The 17,045-nt window shown below is 70.0% G+C and carries 17 protein-coding genes; 10 read left to right on the top strand and 7 right to left on the bottom strand.

Translation table 11 applies throughout. The features are described 5' to 3' along the window. Window positions 1–151 precede the first annotated feature (151 nt). Window positions 152–1,147, top strand: a complete 996-nt coding sequence (locus ACYVOK_RS19760) for a LacI family DNA-binding transcriptional regulator (RefSeq protein WP_460663943.1) — start codon at window positions 152–154, stop codon at window positions 1,145–1,147. Between the two features lie 29 nt (window positions 1,148–1,176). Beyond that, window positions 1,177–2,559 (top strand): mannitol dehydrogenase family protein, encoded by a 1,383-nt coding sequence (locus ACYVOK_RS19755; protein WP_460663942.1) that lies wholly within the window; start codon window positions 1,177–1,179, stop codon window positions 2,557–2,559. Here the strand turns inward: ACYVOK_RS19755 and ACYVOK_RS19750 are convergent. Further along, entirely contained in the window at window positions 2,534–4,114 is a 1,581-nt protein-coding gene (locus ACYVOK_RS19750; RefSeq protein WP_460663941.1) for a right-handed parallel beta-helix repeat-containing protein, read from the bottom strand. The genes ACYVOK_RS19755 and ACYVOK_RS19750 overlap by 26 nt on opposite strands. Window positions 4,115–4,251: 137 nt before the next feature. After that, window positions 4,252–5,943 (bottom strand): right-handed parallel beta-helix repeat-containing protein, encoded by a 1,692-nt coding sequence (locus ACYVOK_RS19745; protein ID WP_460663940.1) that lies wholly within the window; start codon window positions 5,941–5,943, stop codon window positions 4,252–4,254. Window positions 5,944–6,025: 82 nt separating this feature from the next. Here ACYVOK_RS19745 and ACYVOK_RS19740 point away from each other — a divergent pair, with 82 nt between their 5' ends. The 5 genes from ACYVOK_RS19740 to ACYVOK_RS19720 are packed head-to-tail and all read left to right on the top strand — an operon-like array spanning window position 6,026 to window position 10,079. Further along, window positions 6,026–7,249 (top strand): glycosyltransferase, encoded by a 1,224-nt coding sequence (locus ACYVOK_RS19740; protein ID WP_460663939.1) that lies wholly within the window; start codon window positions 6,026–6,028, stop codon window positions 7,247–7,249. After that, window positions 7,233–7,751 carry an adenylyltransferase/cytidyltransferase family protein gene (locus ACYVOK_RS19735; protein ID WP_460663938.1) on the top strand — a complete coding sequence of 173 codons (519 nt, stop codon included), beginning with the start codon at window positions 7,233–7,235 and terminating at the stop codon, window positions 7,749–7,751. Before ACYVOK_RS19740 ends, ACYVOK_RS19735 begins: the two co-directional genes overlap by 17 nt. Next, window positions 7,748–8,476: a CDP-alcohol phosphatidyltransferase family protein gene (locus ACYVOK_RS19730; protein ID WP_460663937.1), complete on the top strand. Its 729-nt coding sequence runs from the start codon at window positions 7,748–7,750 to the stop codon at window positions 8,474–8,476. The genes ACYVOK_RS19735 and ACYVOK_RS19730 overlap by 4 nt, the downstream gene beginning before the upstream one ends. Next, on the top strand, window positions 8,476–8,892 hold the full coding sequence (locus ACYVOK_RS19725; protein WP_460663936.1) for an adenylyltransferase/cytidyltransferase family protein: 417 nt from the start codon (window positions 8,476–8,478) through the stop codon (window positions 8,890–8,892). The genes ACYVOK_RS19730 and ACYVOK_RS19725 overlap by 1 nt, the downstream gene beginning before the upstream one ends. Beyond that, a complete protein-coding gene (locus tag ACYVOK_RS19720) occupies window positions 8,892–10,079 on the top strand; it encodes a glycosyltransferase (RefSeq protein ID WP_460663935.1) in 1,188 nt (395 codons plus the stop codon). Before ACYVOK_RS19725 ends, ACYVOK_RS19720 begins: the two co-directional genes overlap by 1 nt. A gap of 21 nt (window positions 10,080–10,100) precedes the next feature. On the opposite strand, the gene nadA is transcribed toward ACYVOK_RS19720, so the two are convergent. Together nadA and ACYVOK_RS19710 are read right to left on the bottom strand one after the other, a co-directional pair. Next, a complete protein-coding gene (gene nadA, locus ACYVOK_RS19715) occupies window positions 10,101–11,291 on the bottom strand; it encodes a quinolinate synthase NadA (RefSeq protein WP_460663934.1) in 1,191 nt (396 codons plus the stop codon). A gap of 87 nt (window positions 11,292–11,378) precedes the next feature. Then, entirely contained in the window at window positions 11,379–11,912 is a 534-nt protein-coding gene (locus ACYVOK_RS19710) for a CGNR zinc finger domain-containing protein (RefSeq protein WP_460663933.1), read from the bottom strand. Window positions 11,913–12,014: 102 nt separating this feature from the next. Between ACYVOK_RS19710 and ACYVOK_RS19705 the strand changes: the two genes are divergently transcribed. Further along, window positions 12,015–12,677, top strand: a complete 663-nt coding sequence (locus ACYVOK_RS19705) for a LacI family DNA-binding transcriptional regulator (protein WP_460663932.1) — start codon at window positions 12,015–12,017, stop codon at window positions 12,675–12,677. Here the strand turns inward: ACYVOK_RS19705 and ACYVOK_RS19700 are convergent. After that, the gene (locus ACYVOK_RS19700; RefSeq protein WP_460663931.1) at window positions 12,617–13,018 is read right to left on the bottom strand and encodes a VOC family protein; all 402 of its coding nucleotides are present in this window, start codon (window positions 13,016–13,018) and stop codon (window positions 12,617–12,619) included. The genes ACYVOK_RS19705 and ACYVOK_RS19700 overlap by 61 nt on opposite strands. Window positions 13,019–13,132: 114 nt before the next feature. Here ACYVOK_RS19700 and ACYVOK_RS19695 point away from each other — a divergent pair, with 114 nt between their 5' ends. Together ACYVOK_RS19695 and erpA are read left to right on the top strand one after the other, a co-directional pair. Next, window positions 13,133–14,227, top strand: coding sequence for a glycerate kinase family protein (locus ACYVOK_RS19695; protein ID WP_460663930.1), 1,095 nt, complete (start codon window positions 13,133–13,135; stop codon window positions 14,225–14,227). A 210-nt stretch (window positions 14,228–14,437) separates the two neighbouring features. Further along, entirely contained in the window at window positions 14,438–14,794 is a 357-nt protein-coding gene (gene erpA, locus ACYVOK_RS19690; protein ID WP_460663929.1) for an iron-sulfur cluster insertion protein ErpA, read from the top strand. A 69-nt stretch (window positions 14,795–14,863) separates the two neighbouring features. Here erpA and ACYVOK_RS19685 read toward each other — a convergent pair whose 3' ends face one another. After that, the gene (locus ACYVOK_RS19685; RefSeq protein WP_460663928.1) at window positions 14,864–15,676 is read right to left on the bottom strand and encodes a MerR family transcriptional regulator; all 813 of its coding nucleotides are present in this window, start codon (window positions 15,674–15,676) and stop codon (window positions 14,864–14,866) included. 24 nt (window positions 15,677–15,700) lie between these two features. After that, complete coding sequence (locus tag ACYVOK_RS19680; protein ID WP_460663927.1) at window positions 15,701–17,032, bottom strand: amidase family protein; 1,332 nt, start codon at window positions 17,030–17,032, stop codon at window positions 15,701–15,703. Window positions 17,033–17,045 lie beyond the last annotated feature (13 nt).

The following is a 17,045-nucleotide window of genomic DNA, read 5'->3' as shown; positions in this document are numbered from 1 at the left end:
AACGGCTGCTGCAAAGGATTGCAGTCGTCATGGAGCCGCACAAGTCCTTGTCCGCGACCGCGATTCAGGTGCATCGCAGAAGTGGGCAGCCGAAAACTTGACACACTGATGAAACCGATTGCAGACTCGGCCCTGACCTGGAGGAGGTGACATGCCCGCGACGGTTCGTGACGTGGCGCGCCTGGCAGGTGTGTCTCCGTCCACCGTGTCCCGGGCGCTGTCGATGCCCGAGATGGTCAACGCGGCCACCCGTGCCCGGGTCGCCGCCGCGGTCGAGCGACTCGGCTACCAGCCGAACCGGGCCGCCCGCGGCCTGATCACCGGCCGGACCGGCACTATCGGCCTGGTCGTGCCCGATCTGGCCAACCCGTTCTTCGCCAGTGTCGCCAAAGGGGTCCAGGCCCGCGCCCGGCGGCACGACGTGGCCGTGTTCGTCGCCGACACCGACGAGGACGCCGCGGCGGAGGTCGGCCTGGTCCGCGCACTGGCCAAACAGGTCGACGGACTGATCCTGTGCTCGCCCCGCGCGGCCGACGCCGACCTGTCCGCGATCGCGCAGGAGACGAACGTCGTACTGGTCAACCGCACGGCCGACGGCGTGCCGGGGGTCATCTTCGACAACGAGGGCGGTATGCAGCAGGCGGTCGCCCACCTCGTGGCGCTCGGCCATCGCAAGATCGCCTGGGTCGGCGGTCCGGTCACCTCGTGGTCGACCCAGCACCGCAGTACCGGCCTCAGTAACGCCCTCTACGCCCACGGTGCCGAGCTGGCCCGGGTCGGCAGTTTCGCACCGACGTACGAGGGCGGTATGGCGGCGGCGGACCAGGCGGTCGCCACCGGTGCCACCGCGGTGGTCACCTACAACGACCTGGTCGCGATCGGGCTGCTGGCCCGGTTGCACGCCCGGGGGATCTCGGTGCCGGGCGACCTCAGTGTGGTCGGCATCGACGACATCGCCATGTCCCGGATGGCGAGGCCGGCCCTGACCACGGTCCGGCTGCCGAAGCAGGAGGCCGGCCGGATCGCGGTCGAGCTGCTGCTCGCCGTCCTCGACGACCCGGATCCGGACCCTGCCGTCGCCGCCCGCGGCACCCTGCACGGTGAACTCATCGTCCGGGAGTCGACGGGGCCGGCACCCAACGCCTGAAGAGCTGTCCGAAGGAAAGAGGTTGTCGCTTGAGCAGGCTGAGTCTCACCGACCTTCCCGTCGCCCCCGCGGTCGATCCGCGACAACTGTCGATCGGGATCGTCCACCTCGGCCTGGGCGCGTTCCACCGGGCGCACCAGGCCGTGGTCACCGAGCGGGCCGCTGTCGTCAGCGGGGACACACGGTGGGGGATCACCGGGGTCAGCCAGCGCTCGGCGGCGGTCCGTGACCAGCTCGCACCCCAGGACGGCCTGTACTCCGTCCTGGAGCGAGGGCCCGGAGACCCGTCGGTGCAGGTGATCGGCAGCATCCGCGAGGTGCTGACCGCACCCGAGGACCCGGAGGCCGTCGTCGCGCGGATCGCGGATCCGGCGGTGTCCGTCGTGACGCTGACCGTCACCGAGAAGGGTTATCGGGCCGCCGGCGCCGGGTTGAACCTTGACGATCCGGAGATCCAGGCCGACCTGACCGGGCGCCCGCCGCGGACCGTGGTCGGTCAGTTGGCCGCCGGGATCGCCCGCCGGGTCGAGCCGCTGACGATCGTGTCCTGCGACAACCTGGTGGCCAACGGCCCCTTCCTGCGCACTCTGGTCGCGGAGTACTTCGAGGCGCTCGGCAAGGTGCCCGACGTGTTCGAGGCGACCCGTTTCCCGGCCAGCATGGTGGACCGGATCGTGCCGGCCACGACCGAGGCGGACCGCGACGAGGCCGCGCGGCTGCTCGGCGTCCGGGACGAGGCCGTCGTGGTCGCGGAGCCGTTCCTGCAATGGGTGATCGAGGACGACTTCGCCGGCGACCGCCCGGCCTGGGAGCAGGGCGGCGCCGTACTCACCCGGGACGTCGCGCCGTGGGAGCAGGCCAAGCTCCGGATGCTCAACGCGACCCACTCGATGCTCGCCTACCTCGGCGCCCTCCGCGGTTACCAGACGATCGCCGAGGCGGTCCGCGACGACGAACTCGCCGCCCACGCCCGGGCGCTGATGACGGAGGACGTCGTACCCACCCTGAGCCCGCCCGACGGCCTGGACCTGACCGAGTACGGCGCCACTGTGCTCGAGCGGTTCGCCAACCCGGCGTTGAAGCACCGGACGGCGCAGGTCGCGATGGACGGCTCGGTCAAGCTGCCGGTCCGCATGCTCGGCACGGTCCGCGACCGCCTGGCCGCCGGCGCGGAGCCACGCGTGATCTCGCTGGCGGTCGCGGCGTGGATGACCTACGTCCTGAAGACCCCGACGCTCGACGACCCACAGGCGGACCGGCTGACGTCGGCGCTCGCCGGCGTCTCCGGGCCGGCCGCCGTGGTCGACGCGCTCCTCGGCGTGGAGTCCGTCTTCACGCCGGACCTGCGCGACTCACAGGTCTTCCGCGACCTACTGGTCGAGCACGTCAGCGCACTGACTTCCGGGTCGTGAATTTGCTGTCGGCGTCCTGGCCGGTTCGGCGCCACTCGATCGCGGTGTACCACTGGCCGGTCTTCTGGAACCGTTCGGCGGTCAGGCTGTCGAGGACGTAGGTGTTGGACTTCAGCGTGACCTCGCCGACCGGGATGACGGCACCGGAGTTCTGCACCATCCCGGTCGCGGTGGTGCCGCCCTTCATGGTGACCTGGTTGCCGGAGACAACGACGTCGCGGAGCAGGTTCTGCCCCCAGGGGCCGGACCCGCGGGTGCGGGACTGGATCGAGATGCCGTTCACGTTGTCGGCGACCACGTTGTTGCGGACCTGGACGTTCGACGACGTGTTGACGTTGATGCCGCCGCCGTCCCACAGCGACCGGCCCGACCCGCGGCCGGTGCCGAGGCCGTTGCCGGTGATCACGTTGTTCTCGATCACCCCGTTGCGGCCGATCTCGTAGCGGATCCCGTCGGCGGCGTTGTCGACGATCTGGTTGTTGTTGAAGGTCCGGCCGTCGTCGTACGCGTCGCTCCACAGGCCGACGCCCAGGTTCTGCTTGATCAGGTTGCCGGTCACCCACCCGCCGTTGGACCAGGTGGTCTTGATCCCGCCGGACTCCCAGTCGGCGATCCAGAACCCGTCGGTGTTGTTGTAGCTCACCTCGTTGGCGGCGATCGTGCCGTTCAGCGTGCTGTACTGGCCGACGCCGAGCTGGCCGTTGTGGTGGATGAAGTTCTTCTCCAGCACGGCGCCGTCGGCGTTGACCAGCATGGCACCGACCGCGTGGTTCCAGCGGATCTCGTTGGCGTACACCTTCCAGCCCATCCCCAGCTGGATCGCACCGCCCTGCGGCGGCGTGGCGAAGTGCTCGATGGTCAGGCCGCGCACAGTGACACCGCTGGCGGTGGACTGGATCGCGCGGGCGGTCTTCGACATCTCCACCGACCGGCCGGCCGGGTTGTCGCCGAGGTAGACCGCGTTCGCGCCGTAGTCGGCGTAGAAGGTGCCGGGAGCAACCTTGTCGCGGGTGGCCACCCGGGTCAGGTGCTTGCCGTCCAGGAAGACCTGCTCGCGCAGGTAGCAGATGTTCGCGACGTTGTCCTCACACTGACCGGTCTGCCCGTACGGTGGCGGCAACACCCCCGTGGTCACCCAGTCACCGTCGGACGGTGCCCACGTGGTCAGTCGGACCGATCCGGTCAGTACGGCGCCCTGATCACTGGCCAGCACCTGGTCGGCCTTCGGGTGGATGGTCCGGTCGATGCGGTGCAGGCCGGCGGCGAAGCAGAACGTCGTACCGTTCGGCGCGTCGTCGACGATCTGCGCCGCGTCCTGGCCGGGCTTGATCACGACGCCTGTGCAGGCGGGCGCCTGGGACGGGCCGGTGCGCAGGTCGCCCACGGGGATCGTGGGCGGCGTGGGTGTCGACGGCTGGTCGTCGGGCAGGATGTCGGGCAGCAGGTCGGCGCCGCCGTCGGTCAGGACGGGGGAGCCCTGGGCCGGCAGCGTCAGCCCGGCCAGGGCAATGGTGCCTGCTGCAACGATCGTGACAACGGCGGTGGATGCCTTCATCTATGGAGCCTCCGGGGGCACAGGTGGGTCCTGAGCGCACCCCCCATGGCGCGGCTTCGCACAGCAGATTACTACGTCAGGTAGGTGTTGCAACACTTTCCGCTGTAGTTTCTGTTGCATCCGGCAATCGATTGTGTTCAGCCGGCCAGGAAGCTGCCGATCGTGTCGAGGCCGGCCTGCCGCCAGCCGGCCGCGGTCAGCTTCGTGCCGAATCGGGCGAACCGCTGCGCGCCGAGCGTGTCCAGCACGTACTTGTTGCCGCTGAACACGACCTCCCCGGACGGCACCTCGGCGCCGGAGTTCTGCACCATGCCGGTGCTCTGGGTGCCGCCGGTCATCTCGATGGTGTTGCCGGTGATCCGGATGTCGCGTAGCAGATAGGTGCCCCACGGTCCGGTGCCGCGCGTCCGGGACTGGACCGAGACGCCGTTGACGTTGCCGGACACAACGTTGTTCCGGACCGTCACGTCGGACGACGTGTTGATGTTGATCCCGCCGCCGTCCCACAGCGACGTCCCCGAGCCGCGCCCGGCGCCGAAGCCGTTGCCGCTGATCGTGTTGTTCTCGATCGTGCCGTTGCGGCTGATCTCGTACCGGATCCCGTCGGCCGCGTTGCCGACGATCCGGTTCGCGCTGATCACCCGGCCGTCGTCGGCCACGTCGGCCCAGATCCCGACACCCTTGTTCGCGGTGATCAGGTTGCCGCTGACGGTGCCGGACGACCGGGTCGACTTGATCCCGCCGGACTCCCAGTCGGCGATCCAGAAGCCGTCGGTGTTGTTGCCGGTGATCACGTTCCGGGTCACGGTCGCCGCGGCCGAGGCGTACTGGCCGAGTCCGAGCTGACCGTTGTGGCGGATCAGGTTCTTCTCGACCCGGGCGTTGTTCGCCTTGACCAGCATCACGCCGACCGCGTGGTTCCAGCGGACGTCGTTCGCGACGACCCTCCAGCCGGGGCCGGAGACGAGCGCGCCCGCCTGCGGCGCGCTGGCGAAGTGCTCGATGGTGAGCCCGCGGACGGTCACCCCGGTCGCGCCGGACTCGATCGCGGTCCTGGTCTTCGACATCTCGACCGAGCGCCCGGCCGGGTTGCTGCCCAGATGGATGGCGTTGGCGGCGTAGTCGGCGTAGAAGGTGCCGGCCCTGACCGCGGATAGAGCGGCCACCCGGGTCAGGTGCTTGCCGTCGATGAAGACCTGCTCGCGCAAGTGGCAGATGTTCGCCTTGTTGTCCTCACATTGCCCACTCATGCCGTACGCCGGTGGAAGCGCGCCACGCACCACCCAGGTGGACCCGGACCTGGTCCAGCCGGTCAGCGGAACCGATCCGGTCAGTACGGCGCGTTCCGCACTGGCCAGCGTGGTGTTCGCCTTCGGCCGGATCGTCTCGGAGATGTGGTGCAGGCCGGCCGCGAAGCAGAACGTCGTACCGGCGGGCTTGGACTCGACGATCGCCTGGGCGTTCTGGCCGGGCTTGATCACCACCCCGCTGCAGGGGCCGGCGACGGCCGGACCCGCATCGCCTTCGTCCACGGCCGTGCCCTTGGTGGTCGAGGTCGCCGGCGGCGCGGTGGTCGGCTTCGGCTTCGTGCGGGGCGGTGAAGCCGGCTTCTTCGAGGGCACGGTGGTGGCGGTCGCCGCGGGCGGGATTGTCGCCGTGGGGGTCTTGGAGGCGCGGTGGGAGGGGAGGACACCAGAGCTTGCCGCGTCGCCGAGGTCGCGTGACTTCGCGGCGTCTGTCGCGTTCTTCTGGTTGGCGATGACGGGCAGCGCGACGGCAACGGCGGCGAGCGCAGCCGCGACAAGCGCTGCGAACCACAGCTTCCTCACAGTGCGCCCTCCGGGTGAGGTGGCCCCGGTCGTCGAGTCAGCAGAAACCAGGTGTAGCCACCGCGAGACTTAAGGTAGTGCCATGCGGGTCGCCATGCTGCACAACCGGTACCGGACGGGTCAACCCAGTGGCGAGAACACCGTCGTCGCGCAAACAGTTGATTTGCTGCGTAACTCAGGACATGAGATCGACCTGTACGTCCGGAACAGTGACGATATCGCCGGGATGGGCCGGAAAGATCGCGCACTGTTACCGTTCCGCTCGGTCTGGTCGTTCTCGGCGGAACGCGATTTAACGCTTCTCTTGCGGGAACAGCGGCCCGACGTGGTGCATGTGCACAACACCTTCCCGCTGTTCAGTGCGTCGGTGCTGCGGGCGGCGTACCGGCTGGACCTGCCGGTCGTGGCCACGCTGCACAACTTCCGGCTGATGTGCGCGAATGCGGTGCTGCAGCGCGACGGGCGTCCGTGCGAATCCTGCCTCGGCAAGCTTCCCCTGGCCGGCGTACGGCACGGCTGCTATCGCGAGTCGCGGGTGCAGACGGTGCCGCTGGCGACCAGCATTGGCGTCCACGGCAAGCTCCGCACCTGGCAGCGGTGCGTCACCACGCTGGTGGCCCCGTCGGAGTTCGTCCGCGACCGGTACGTCGCCGGCGGCTACGACCCGGATCAGATCGTGGTGAAGCCGCACGCCGTACCGCACTCCGGCGCGGTTCGCGACGGCGCCGGCGACGCGGTCGTGTTCCTCGGGCGGCTCGAGGAGGACAAGGGTTTCGCGGACCTGCTGCAGGCCTGGGACTCGTCCCTCGGGACGCTGGTCGTGGTCGGCGACGGCTCGCTGCGCGGCGAGGCCGAGGCGCGGGCCGCACGGGACTCGTCGATTCAGGTGAGGGGTCAACTACCGTGGGCCGAAGGCATGGAAGTGCTGCGATCCGCGCGCGTCGCCGTGGTCCCGGCGCGTTCGTATGAGACCTTCGGACTCGTGGTGGTGGAGGCGTTCGCGCACGGGGTGCCGGTGGTCGCCTCCCGGCTGGGTGCGCTGGCCGAGCTGGTCGACGACGGCGAGACCGGGGCGCTGACCGAGCCCGGCGACCCGGAAGGACTGCGGAAGGCCCTCGGGTTGGTGAGCGAACCGGTCACTTCGGTAGCCTTCGGCGAACGAGCCCGACAGGTCTACCTCGACCGCTTCACCCCGGAGCGCGACCTCGAGGCCATGGAGAGGATCTACACCGATGCGATCGCCCGGCACGCGGACAGCGGCCGGACCCGTCGCGGACACCGGGCGGGCCGTGACCGGGACGCATGACGCCGGGCGGGCTGTGAGCACCGGGCACAAGGTCGGCGAGGACGTGGGGGACGAACGGTTGCTGGGGGACAAGGGCGTGGCGCGGACCGGATTTCTGGCCGGGGTCTTCGACCTCTTCCACGTCGGGCATCTCGACGTGCTCGGACGGGCGCGGCAGGCCTGCGACCGGCTCGTCGTGGGAGTGCTGACCGACGAGTGGGCGGTCGACGCCTGGGGTGCGCGGCCGTTCGTGCCACTGGTCGAGCGGACCCAGATCCTCGAGCACTTGCGTTGTGTCGACGAGGTCGTCGTGGTGGACGGCGTACGGTCCGCGTGGCTGACCGGCGTACTGGGGGTAGAAACCGTGTTCGCTGCGAGTGGTACCGACGGCGTGCTCGGCGCCGACGAGCTCGACGGGGTTCCGGGTGAGCTGGTCAGCGTCCTGCCGGCCGTGCGCGGTTCCCGCAGCCCGATCCTGCGCGCCGCGATCGACCAGCGCCAGTCGCGCAGCTCAGTGGCATGAGTCTGCGGGACGTCGTCGGGGAACTCTCCCGTGCGCAGAAGCCGTCGGCCGGGACGCCGGCATACTCGCGGTTCGTGAATCGCCGGATCGGCCGGGTGCTCGCGGCCGCGGCGTTCCTGGGCCGGCGGACGCCGAACCAGGTGAGCCTCGCGTCCGGCTTCTGCTCGCTGGTGGGCATCGTGCTGGTCGCGACTGTCCGGCCATCCGTGACGCTGGCGCTGGTGGTGACCGCGCTGCTCGTGCTCGGGTACGGCCTGGACTCCGCGGACGGCCAGCTGGCCCGGCTTCGCGGCGGCGGATCGCCGCTGGGTGAATGGCTCGACCACATGATCGACGCGGTCAAGATCGTCCTGCTGCACAGCGCCGTACTGATCTCGTTCTACCGCTTCGATGCCTTCAGCAACGAGTTGCTGCTGCTGGTCCCGCTCGGCTACGTCTGCATGTCGTCCGTGCTGTTCTTCGGGCTGATCCTGATCGACCAGCTGCGCCGGCGGCACGGCGGTTCGCAGCAGCCCAACGAGCGTGGCGACTCCGTCGTCAAGTCGTTGCTCATCGCACCGACCGACTACGGCGTGTTGTGCCTGGTCTTCGTCACCTTCGCCTGGCCGTCGGTGTTCGTCGTGCTGTACGGCGCCCTGTTCGCGGCCAACCTGGTCTTCCTCGCGGCGGCGATCGCGAAGTGGTACCGGGAGATGGCGCTGCTGGTGCCGGGGGTGCGCGGCTGATGGGTGTGGTCGGGTACGCGCCGGGTGTGTACGACATGTTCCACATCGGTCACCTGAACATCCTGCGCCGCGCCCGCGAGCACTGCGACCACCTGATCGCCGGGGTGGTCGAGGACGACGTGGTGGCCCGGATCAAGGGCCGACCGCCGGTGGTCCCGCACGACGAGCGGATGGAGGTCGTCCGGGCCATCGGCCTGGTCGACGAGGTGGTCGGCGACTGGTCCAGCGACAAGTTCGAGATGTGGAAGCAGCTTCGGTACGACGTCCTGTTCAAAGGTGACGACTGGAAGGGCACCGAGAAGGGGATGAGGCTGGAGAGGCTGCTGGGGGAGGTCGGCGCGAGTGTGCACTACTTCCCGTACACCGCCTCCACCTCGAGCACGGACCTGCGCCGGTTGCTGGAGGGGATCGGCTGATGTCGACCCGGCCGAAGGTCCTGCTCAGCGCGTACGCATGCCGGCCGAAGGGCGGGTCGGAGCCGGGTGCCGGCTGGGCCTGGGCGAAGGCGGCCGCCCGCGATCACGACGTGTGGCTGCTGACCCGAGGAAAGTTCGCGCACGAGATCGAGGAGGAGCTGGCGATCCGGCCGGTTCCGTCGCTGACCGTCGTCCCGCTGGAGCTGCCCAAGTGGGTGCTGAGCCTTCGTCGCCGCCCTGCTGACGTGTACTGGTACTACCCGCTGTGGCAGCGGCTGGCTCGGCGTACGGCGCGGCGGCTGCACGAGGAGCACTCGTTCGACGTGATCCACCACCTGACCTTCGCGGTCGACTGGATGTCGGCGGGTGTGGTGGAGGAGTCGTCCGCCAGGGTGATCTGGGGTCCGGTCGGCGGCTCGACGACGGCGCCGCTGTCGATGGCGCACTGGCTCGGGCCGCGTGGGTTGGTGGCTGAGCTGGTACGGCGTACGTACACCGGCGTCCGGCGTCGGCTGACCGGGCGGAAGCTGGCCCAGTCAGCCGACCTGATGGTTGCCCAGAACAACGATGTGGCCGAGGTGTTCCGCCCGTACGCGCGGGAGATCGTGGTGCAGCCGAACGTCGCGATCAGCCGGTTCACCGCCTCGGGTCCCTACGAACCGTTCGGTGCCCCGGGCGTCAAGACGGCGCTGTTCGTCGGGCGGTTGATCCCGTGGAAGGGTGTGCTGCTCGCGATCAGCGCGCTGGCCCGGCCGGAGGCGGCGAACTGGGAGCTGCGGATCGTCGGCGACGGTCCGGACTGGGGCCGTGCCGAGCGGCTGGCGGACGAGTTGGGTGTGCGCGACCGGGTCGAGTTCATGGGGCAGTTGCCCCGGGAGGAGGTGCTGGCGGCGATGTTCCGCGCGGACGCGCTGCTCGCACCGGCGCTGCGTGAGGCCGCCGGCTGGGCGGTCACCGAAGCGCTGGCGTCCGGGTGTCCGGTCGTGTGCGTGGATCGCGGCGGACCGGCCGTGATCGTCGGCCCGGGCGAGGGGGTGGCCGTCTCGTGGCGAGGTGACGTGGTCGGTGAGCTCGCCCGCGGCCTCGCCTCGCTGCAGGGCCGCATCACGCCCGTCGACCGCTGGGGCCCCGACCGACTCCCCGACCTCCTCGCCGCCTGGTACACCCCCACCCGCGTCTCCCACTGACCCCCTAACCGCTGCGGTCGGTCAGTCGCGGGCGGTTTTGCCGGGGAGGGCGAGCATCCGGTCGAGGGCCAGCTTGGCGTACTTCTCCGTGTCGGCGTCGACCTTGATCGGGTTGACCACGTGGCCGGCGACCAGGTTCTCCAGCGCCCAGACGAAGTGCGGCAGGTCGATCCGGTTCATCGTGGCGCAGTAGCAGACCGTCTTGTCCAGGAAGACGATGTTCTTGTCGGTGTGCTGTTTGGCCAGCCGCTGGACCAGGTTGAGCTCGGTCCCGACGGCCCACGACGTCCCGGGCTCGGCGGTGTCGAGGGTCTTGATGATGTACTCCGTCGACCCGACCAGGTCCGCCTTGGTAACGACCTCGTGCCGGCACTCCGGGTGGACGATCACGTTCACGCCGGGCACCCGGGCCCGGACGTCGTCGACCGACGCGGCGGTGAACCGGCCGTGCACCGAGCAGTGCCCGCGCCACAGGATCATCTTCGCCGCGGCCAACTGCTCGCGGGTCAGCCCGCCGCCCGGCTTGTGCGGGTCGTACACCACGCAGTCGTCCAGGCTCAGGCCCATCTTCAGGACGGCGGTGTTGCGGCCGAGATGCTGGTCCGGCAGGAACAACACCTTCTCGCCCTGCTGGAACGCCCACTCCAGCGCGGTGTCCGCGTTGCTCGACGTACAGACCGCGCCGCCGTTGCGGCCGCAGAACGCCTTGATATCGGCGCTCGAGTTCATGTAGGTAACGGGCACGGTCACGTCCGCGACACCGGCGTCGGCGAGCGCGTCCCAGGCCGCCTCGACCTGCTGGATCCGCGCCATGTCCGCCATCGAGCAGCCGGCCGCGAGGTCGGGCAGGATCACCGTCTGCCGGTCGTTGGTCAGGATGTCGGCGGACTCGGCCATGAAGTGCACACCGCAGAACACGATGTACGGCGCGTCCGGCCGGGCCGCGGCGTCGCGGGCCAGCTTGAACGAGTCCCCGGTGACGTCGGCGAACTGGATCACCTCGTCGCGCTGGTAGTGGTGACCGAGTACGAACACCTGGTCACCGAGCGCCGCCTTCGCCTTCAGCGCCCGCTCGACCAGGTCGGGGTCGGAGGCCGGCGGCAGCGCGCCCGGGCACTCGACACCCCGCTCCGAATGAGGGTCGGTGTTCTGTCCCAGGAACAACAGAGGAAGGGCCTTGGGGCCGTCCGCGGTAGTCGTCACGTCAACCATCGTCCCACGCCGGGCCGTCCGCTCCGCGTGGTACGCGTCACTGCTCAGAGTGTGAAATCGCCACGAACATCCCAGGCCGGCCGGTCATCAGGCGCTTCGCCGGGTACGGCGGTATCTCGCGGCGCGGGCGCGGTTCTGGCAGGTGATCGAGCAGAAGCGCCGCCGTCCGGCCGGTGAGACGTCGATGTAGATGTCCGCGCAGCCGCCGTCGATGCAGATCCCGAGCCGATCGGGGTCCTCGTCGGACAGCTGCGCCCGCAGAGCCAGCAGGGCCGCGGCCGGCAGGGCGTCGTCAGCGTCCGTCCACCACGTCCGCCGGACCTCGCCGTCGTACACCGCGAGATCGGGCCGTACGTCGATGCTCGCGAGCAGACCGGAGACCGCGGCGACGCGAGCCGCCGTACCGGCCGACGCGAAGATCCCGAAGATCGTGTCGGCGAACCGGGTCACCTCGGTGTCGGTCAGCCTTTCGGCCACCCGCGCCGGGATTCCGGCCCGGCCGACGTGGTCGGCGAGCAGCGGCACCTCCGACCTGGCGCCCGCACGCCGGGGCTCGACGCCCCAGCCGTTCACCAGCTCGACGAGGGTGTCGAGCGGCATCGGATCCACCTGAACGCGCACGGCTCCAACATAACGCGTTGACCGCCGTTGACGCGTTGCACTCGAGCTTTGGCTACCGTAACGTGATGAATCCGAAGATCACGTGATGGCGCGGGAGGATCGATGTCGGCACGGATGCGTGATGTCGCCCGGCGAGCCGGTGTGTCGGTGAAGACGGTCTCGAACGTCCTCAACCACTACCCGCACGTCACGCCGTCGACCCGGGCGAAGGTGGAAGCGGCGATCGCGGAACTGGACTACCGCCCCAACCTGGGCGCCCGTTCGTTGCGCCGGGGGCGTTGCGGCGTGATCGCGTTGGTGATTCCCGATCTTGCTGTGGAGTACTTCGCCGGGCTCGCGGGCGCGGTCGGGCGGGAGGCCAAGAAGCGTGGCGTCGCTCTGCTGATCGAGCAGACGGACGGGGACGGGGTGGCTGAGGACCTCGCGCTGGAGGGTCTCCGTGACCGCTTGGTCGACGGCGTCCTCTTGTGGGCGTCCGCGTCCGCCGGGAGCGCGGTCGTCCCGAGCCGGCCGCTGGTGCTGTTGGGGGAGGGGCGGCCGGACCTTTCCGTCGACCGGGTCTCGATGGACCGCGCGGAGTCGCTGGGCGACCACGAGACGTTCGCCGCCAAGGCGGTCGGCCTCCTGCTCGACCGTGTAGCCGGCATTGGCCCAGCCGAACAAGGCGACGGCGAAGTTGGGGCCATCGCGTCGGACGAGGGTGGCTACGTCTCGTCGACCTTGGGTGGTCCGCCTGGCGGCCACTCGACCAGTTCGATGCGGTAGCCGTCGGGGTCGACGAGCCAGGATGTTTTCGGGCCGTCCGGACCCGCTGGATACTGCTCTGGTCCCGGCTCCAGACCGGCCGCGGTCAGGCGCTCGATGGTGTCCCTCAACGAGTCGACCTCGATCGCGAAGTGCTCGAAGCCGCTGATCTCCACCTTCCCGTCGGCGGGCCGGTGCACCAGCTCGAGCGACACCGCCTTCTCGCCGGGAAGCTTCAGCCAGACCAGGCTCGACCCGTCGTCGAACGGCACTGTGGCGAGTTCGGTGTAGCCGACGGTCCGGTAGAAGGTGAGCGAACGATCGAGGTCGGTCACGCGGTACGCGAAGAGGATCGTCTTCATGCCCGCCGATCCAACTGCCCTGGCCCGGACGAGTCAACGGATCCAACCGCGCGGGGTGTCCGCGAACTGGTGGCCCGGCGGCGGAGGTGGGCGGTTGTGGGAGAGGATGTCGCCATGCGAGTGCTGATTGCGCCGGACAAGTTCGCGGGAACGCTGACCGCGGTCGAGGCGGCCGCCGCCATCGAGGAAGGCTGGCGGCGCCGGGACCCGGACGCGGAGGTCCTGGTGGCGCCGATGGCGGACGGCGGTCCCGGGTTCATCGACGTACTCTCGGCCGTCGTCGACGGCACCCTGCTCTCGGTGACGGTCCGCGGACCGCTCGGCGAGGACACCCCGGCAACGGTCCTGCTCGCGGGCGAAACGGCGTACGTCGAAACCGCGCAGGCGTGCGGACTGCACCTGGTCGAGCCGGAGGACCGCCGCCCGGAGGAGGCGACGACGTACGGCGTCGGGCAGCTGATCGCGGCCGCGGTCGACGCCGGGGCGAAGCGGATCATCCTCGGCCTCGGCGGCTCCGGGACGAACGATGCCGGCGCCGGACTGCTCGCCGCGCTGGGTGCGACCGCCGCCGGAGGCCGCCTGGACGCCGGAGCGGCCGGGCTCGCGACGCTCACCGAGGTAGACCTGGACCCCGCCCGGACCCGGATGGCCGGGATCGAGTTCGTCGCGGCCAGCGACGTCGAGAACCCGATGCTCGGTCTGCGCGGTGCGACCAACGTGTTCGGCACGCAGAAGGGGATCCCGGACGATCGCAAGCCCGAGGTGGACGGCTGGCTGACGCACTTCGCGGAGCTCGCCGACCGCAAAACCGCCGACCAGAAGGGCGCGGGTGCGGCCGGCGGACTCGGTTACGCACTGTTGCTGCTCGGTGCCGAACGCGTGTCCGGGATCGACCTCGTCGCCGAGCTGACCGGGTTGAAGGAGAAGGCGTCGCGTGTCGATCTGGTGCTCAGCGGCGAGGGAGCGTTCGACTTCCAGTCCCGCGACGGCAAGGTGATCGCCGGGGTGGCGAAGGTGGCCAACGACGCGATGCGGCCGTGCGTCGTACTGGCCGGGAAAGTCCTGATCGGCGCCCGCGAGATGCGCACGATGGGCGTCGAGTCGGCGTACTCGCTGGTCGACGCGGTCGGGGAGGACCGGGCCTTCGCCGACCCGCACGGCTCGCTGGCCGCGGTCGCGGAGCGTGTCGCCAAGACCTGGGCGCGCTGACGACGTTCCGTACGGCGGAACGCGGCCCGGCCTGCCGAGAGTGGAATCGGCGTCCGGCCAGCGAGGCAGGTAGTTGATCCGCGAAATTCGTGTGCGACCATGGGAATGGTTCCGGATCAACGCTTGTTGGTGCGGAATGACAGCGGACTTACCGCGCGCGGCTGCCTGCCCACCTGCAGCCGGGCGCTCACGAGATGACTGGAGTCAGGAATGACTGAAGCGCAGACCGAGCAGGCCGTCGCCACGGGTGTGATCCTCACCGATGGGGCCGCCGCCAAGGTGAAGGCGCTGCTGGACCAGGAAGGCCGCGACGACCTCGCGCTGCGGGTCGCCGTACAGCCGGGCGGTTGCTCCGGGCTGCGGTACCAGCTGTTCTTCGACGAGCGTCAGCTCGACGGCGACGTGGTGGCCGACTTCGACGGTGTGAACGTGGTCACCGACCGGATGAGCGCGCCGTACCTGAAGGGCGCCACGATCGACTTCGTCGACACGATCGAGAAGCAGGGCTTCACCATCGACAACCCGAACGCCACCGGCTCCTGCGCCTGCGGCGACTCCTTCAACTGATCTACACCGGAAGCCCCGCTCCTCAGCACCGAGGAGCGGGGCTTTCGCATGCCCGTGAACCTGGGCGGATCAGGTGATCGGTTCCTGGAGTTCGGTGACCCACTGGGCGGGGTCGTCCGGGCAGTCGAGGTAGAGCTCGCGAGCCGGCTCGGCGGACCGATAGCCGTTGTCGTCGATCCAGCGCGCCAGTGCCTGCCAGGCCGGCAGCACCTGGTCGATCGGCCCGCGATGCACCAGCGTCGCGGCTCGGGCGGCGGGCAGATCAATCACTTCCAGTCCGTTGAGGTCGCCGGAAGCATCGACGGCCGCCGGGACGGTCGCTTGTACGACGACTTCGTCCTCGGTCACCGGTGATCGCTGGTACAGGCAGGTCAGGCGGCCGGCCGGCCGGACCGCGGCACCGGGCAGCCGGCGGCCGAGCTCCGCGCACAGCGGGCGGACGACCGGGCCGATGTCATCCGGGGTGAAGCTCGAGGCCGTGCCGGTCAGTCCGACCAGCCGGGTCGCGGGCAGCTCCTTGACCACCACATCCGGCACCGGCACGAGTCCCTCGATGCTTCGCAGGCGCGACTCGACCTGTGTCAGCCGGGCGGCGCTCTCGGCGAGCGTTCGCTCCAGCTCGGCGCGGCGCATGGTCAGCATCGCCCGCAGCTCGGCGGGACCGACGCCGTCGGCCAGCATCGTGCGAACCTGCTCCAGCGAGAAGCCGAGATCCTTGAGCGCCACGATCCGGTTGAGGTCGGCGAACTGGCCGGCGTCGTAGCTGCGGTACCCCGTGACCGGATCGACGTGGGCGGGCCGGAGCAGGCCGATCGCGTCGTAGTGCCGCAGCATGCGGACCGAGACCCGGCCGTGCCGGGCGAAATCCCCGATGGCGAACATTCCCGCCTCCCTTCCTGCCCGAAGTCAACCAGCCAGCAGCTCGGCGAACGTGATCGCGGTGTCGTCCTCGTGCCATGGCCCGATCACCTGGGCGCCGACCGGCAGCCCGTCCGCCGTGCGAGCGACCGGCATGCTCAGCGCCGGCAGGCCGGTCAGCGACGCATGGGCGATCCAGAACACCTGCGCGTCGTACCGCTGTTCGCCGTACGACGTCATGATCGTCCGCTCGTCGAACGGCCGGTCGTCGTGCGGGAACGCGGTCGTGAAGCTGGTCGGGCAGAGGAAGACGTCGACGTCTCCGAAGTACTGCTGCCAGGCCGCACGGGCAGCCATCCGGCGACGTTCCTGTTCGACCACCTCGGCGAGGTCGGCGAACGATCCGCCGGACCCGCCGTGCAGGGCGAAGAACAGCCCGACCTGGAACCCGAACGCCGCCGCCTGGTCCTTCGGCCGTACGCCGTCCGGCCAGCCCTCGACGAGTTTCACGCCCTGGCGGCTCAACTGGTCGACGGTGTCGGACAAGGCGGCACCGACCTCGGCGGACACCGGCGCCTGCTCGTCGTCCAGCACCACTCCGACCCGGAAATCGGCCAGCCGGGTGTGCCTCGAGGGGGTCAGTCGCCACGACATCGCGCCGGCCTCGGGCCCGCCGGTGACCTCCAACGCGACCCGGAGATCCGCGGCGGAGTTCGCCAGCGGACCCACGGTCGACAGGTTGGGCAACTCGCTCGGCAGCCCACGCGGACCGGGCGGCTGGAACCCGGTGAGCGGCACCACCCCCGCCGTCGGCCTCAGGCCGTAGACCCCGCAGTACGCCGCCGGAAGCCGGATGGACCCGACGAGGTCCGAACCGTATTCGAGGTAGGAAAGGCCGGCCGCCAGCGCAGCCGCGCCACCCCCGCTCGAGCCGCCAGGCGTACGCGTGGGGTCGTGCGGGTTGACCGTGCGGCCGTGGATCTCGTTCGACGTCATGCCGAAGTCGGCGAGCATGGTGTGGACATTGCTCTTGCCGACGATGATCGCGCCGGCCCGCTGGAGGCGTGCCACCACGGTGGCGTCCCAGTCCGCGACGTAGTCCGCGAAGGCCGGATTTCCCCAGGTGGTGTGGAGCCCGGCGACGTTGAAGCAGTCCTTGACCGTCATCGGGACCCCGTGCAGCGGGCCGACGTCACGACCCGCGGCGACCGCCGCGTCGGCCTCGGCCGCCGCCTGCAACGCGAACTCGGTCCGCGTCTCGATCACCGTGTTCACCTGGGTGCCGGCCGCGATCCGCGCGAGCAGTTGTTCGGTCACTTCGGTCGATGTCACCTCGCCGGCGCGGATTCGCGCCGCGATCTCGGTAGCAGTGTGAGTCATGCCGCCGGTCTAC

It is taken from the genome of Kribbella swartbergensis (assembly GCF_054784135.1).
Note: the sequence above shows the minus strand (reverse complement) of the source record. Positions and strands in the feature narration are given on the sequence as shown.

Excerpts from the sequence above, each read along its gene's own strand:
- ACYVOK_RS19760 (WP_460663943.1), top strand. The coding sequence starts at position 152 with ATGCCCGCGACGGTTCGTGACGTGGCGCGCCTGGCAGGTGTGTCTCCG.
- ACYVOK_RS19730 (WP_460663937.1), top strand. The coding sequence starts at position 7,748 with ATGAGTCTGCGGGACGTCGTCGGGGAACTCTCCCGTGCGCAGAAGCCG.
- ACYVOK_RS19705 (WP_460663932.1), top strand. The coding sequence starts at position 12,015 with ATGTCGGCACGGATGCGTGATGTCGCCCGGCGAGCCGGTGTGTCGGTG.
- ACYVOK_RS19720 (WP_460663935.1), top strand. The coding sequence starts at position 8,892 with ATGTCGACCCGGCCGAAGGTCCTGCTCAGCGCGTACGCATGCCGGCCG.
- ACYVOK_RS19685 (WP_460663928.1), bottom strand. The coding sequence starts at position 15,676 with ATGTTCGCCATCGGGGATTTCGCCCGGCACGGCCGGGTCTCGGTCCGC.
- erpA (WP_460663929.1), top strand. The coding sequence starts at position 14,438 with ATGACTGAAGCGCAGACCGAGCAGGCCGTCGCCACGGGTGTGATCCTC.
- ACYVOK_RS19740 (WP_460663939.1), top strand. The coding sequence starts at position 6,026 with ATGCGGGTCGCCATGCTGCACAACCGGTACCGGACGGGTCAACCCAGT.
- ACYVOK_RS19680 (WP_460663927.1), bottom strand. The coding sequence starts at position 17,032 with ATGACTCACACTGCTACCGAGATCGCGGCGCGAATCCGCGCCGGCGAG.
- ACYVOK_RS19750 (WP_460663941.1), bottom strand. The coding sequence starts at position 4,114 with ATGAAGGCATCCACCGCCGTTGTCACGATCGTTGCAGCAGGCACCATT.
- ACYVOK_RS19700 (WP_460663931.1), bottom strand. The coding sequence starts at position 13,018 with ATGAAGACGATCCTCTTCGCGTACCGCGTGACCGACCTCGATCGTTCG.
- nadA (WP_460663934.1), bottom strand. The coding sequence starts at position 11,291 with ATGGTTGACGTGACGACTACCGCGGACGGCCCCAAGGCCCTTCCTCTG.
- ACYVOK_RS19725 (WP_460663936.1), top strand. The coding sequence starts at position 8,476 with ATGGGTGTGGTCGGGTACGCGCCGGGTGTGTACGACATGTTCCACATC.
- ACYVOK_RS19695 (WP_460663930.1), top strand. The coding sequence starts at position 13,133 with ATGCGAGTGCTGATTGCGCCGGACAAGTTCGCGGGAACGCTGACCGCG.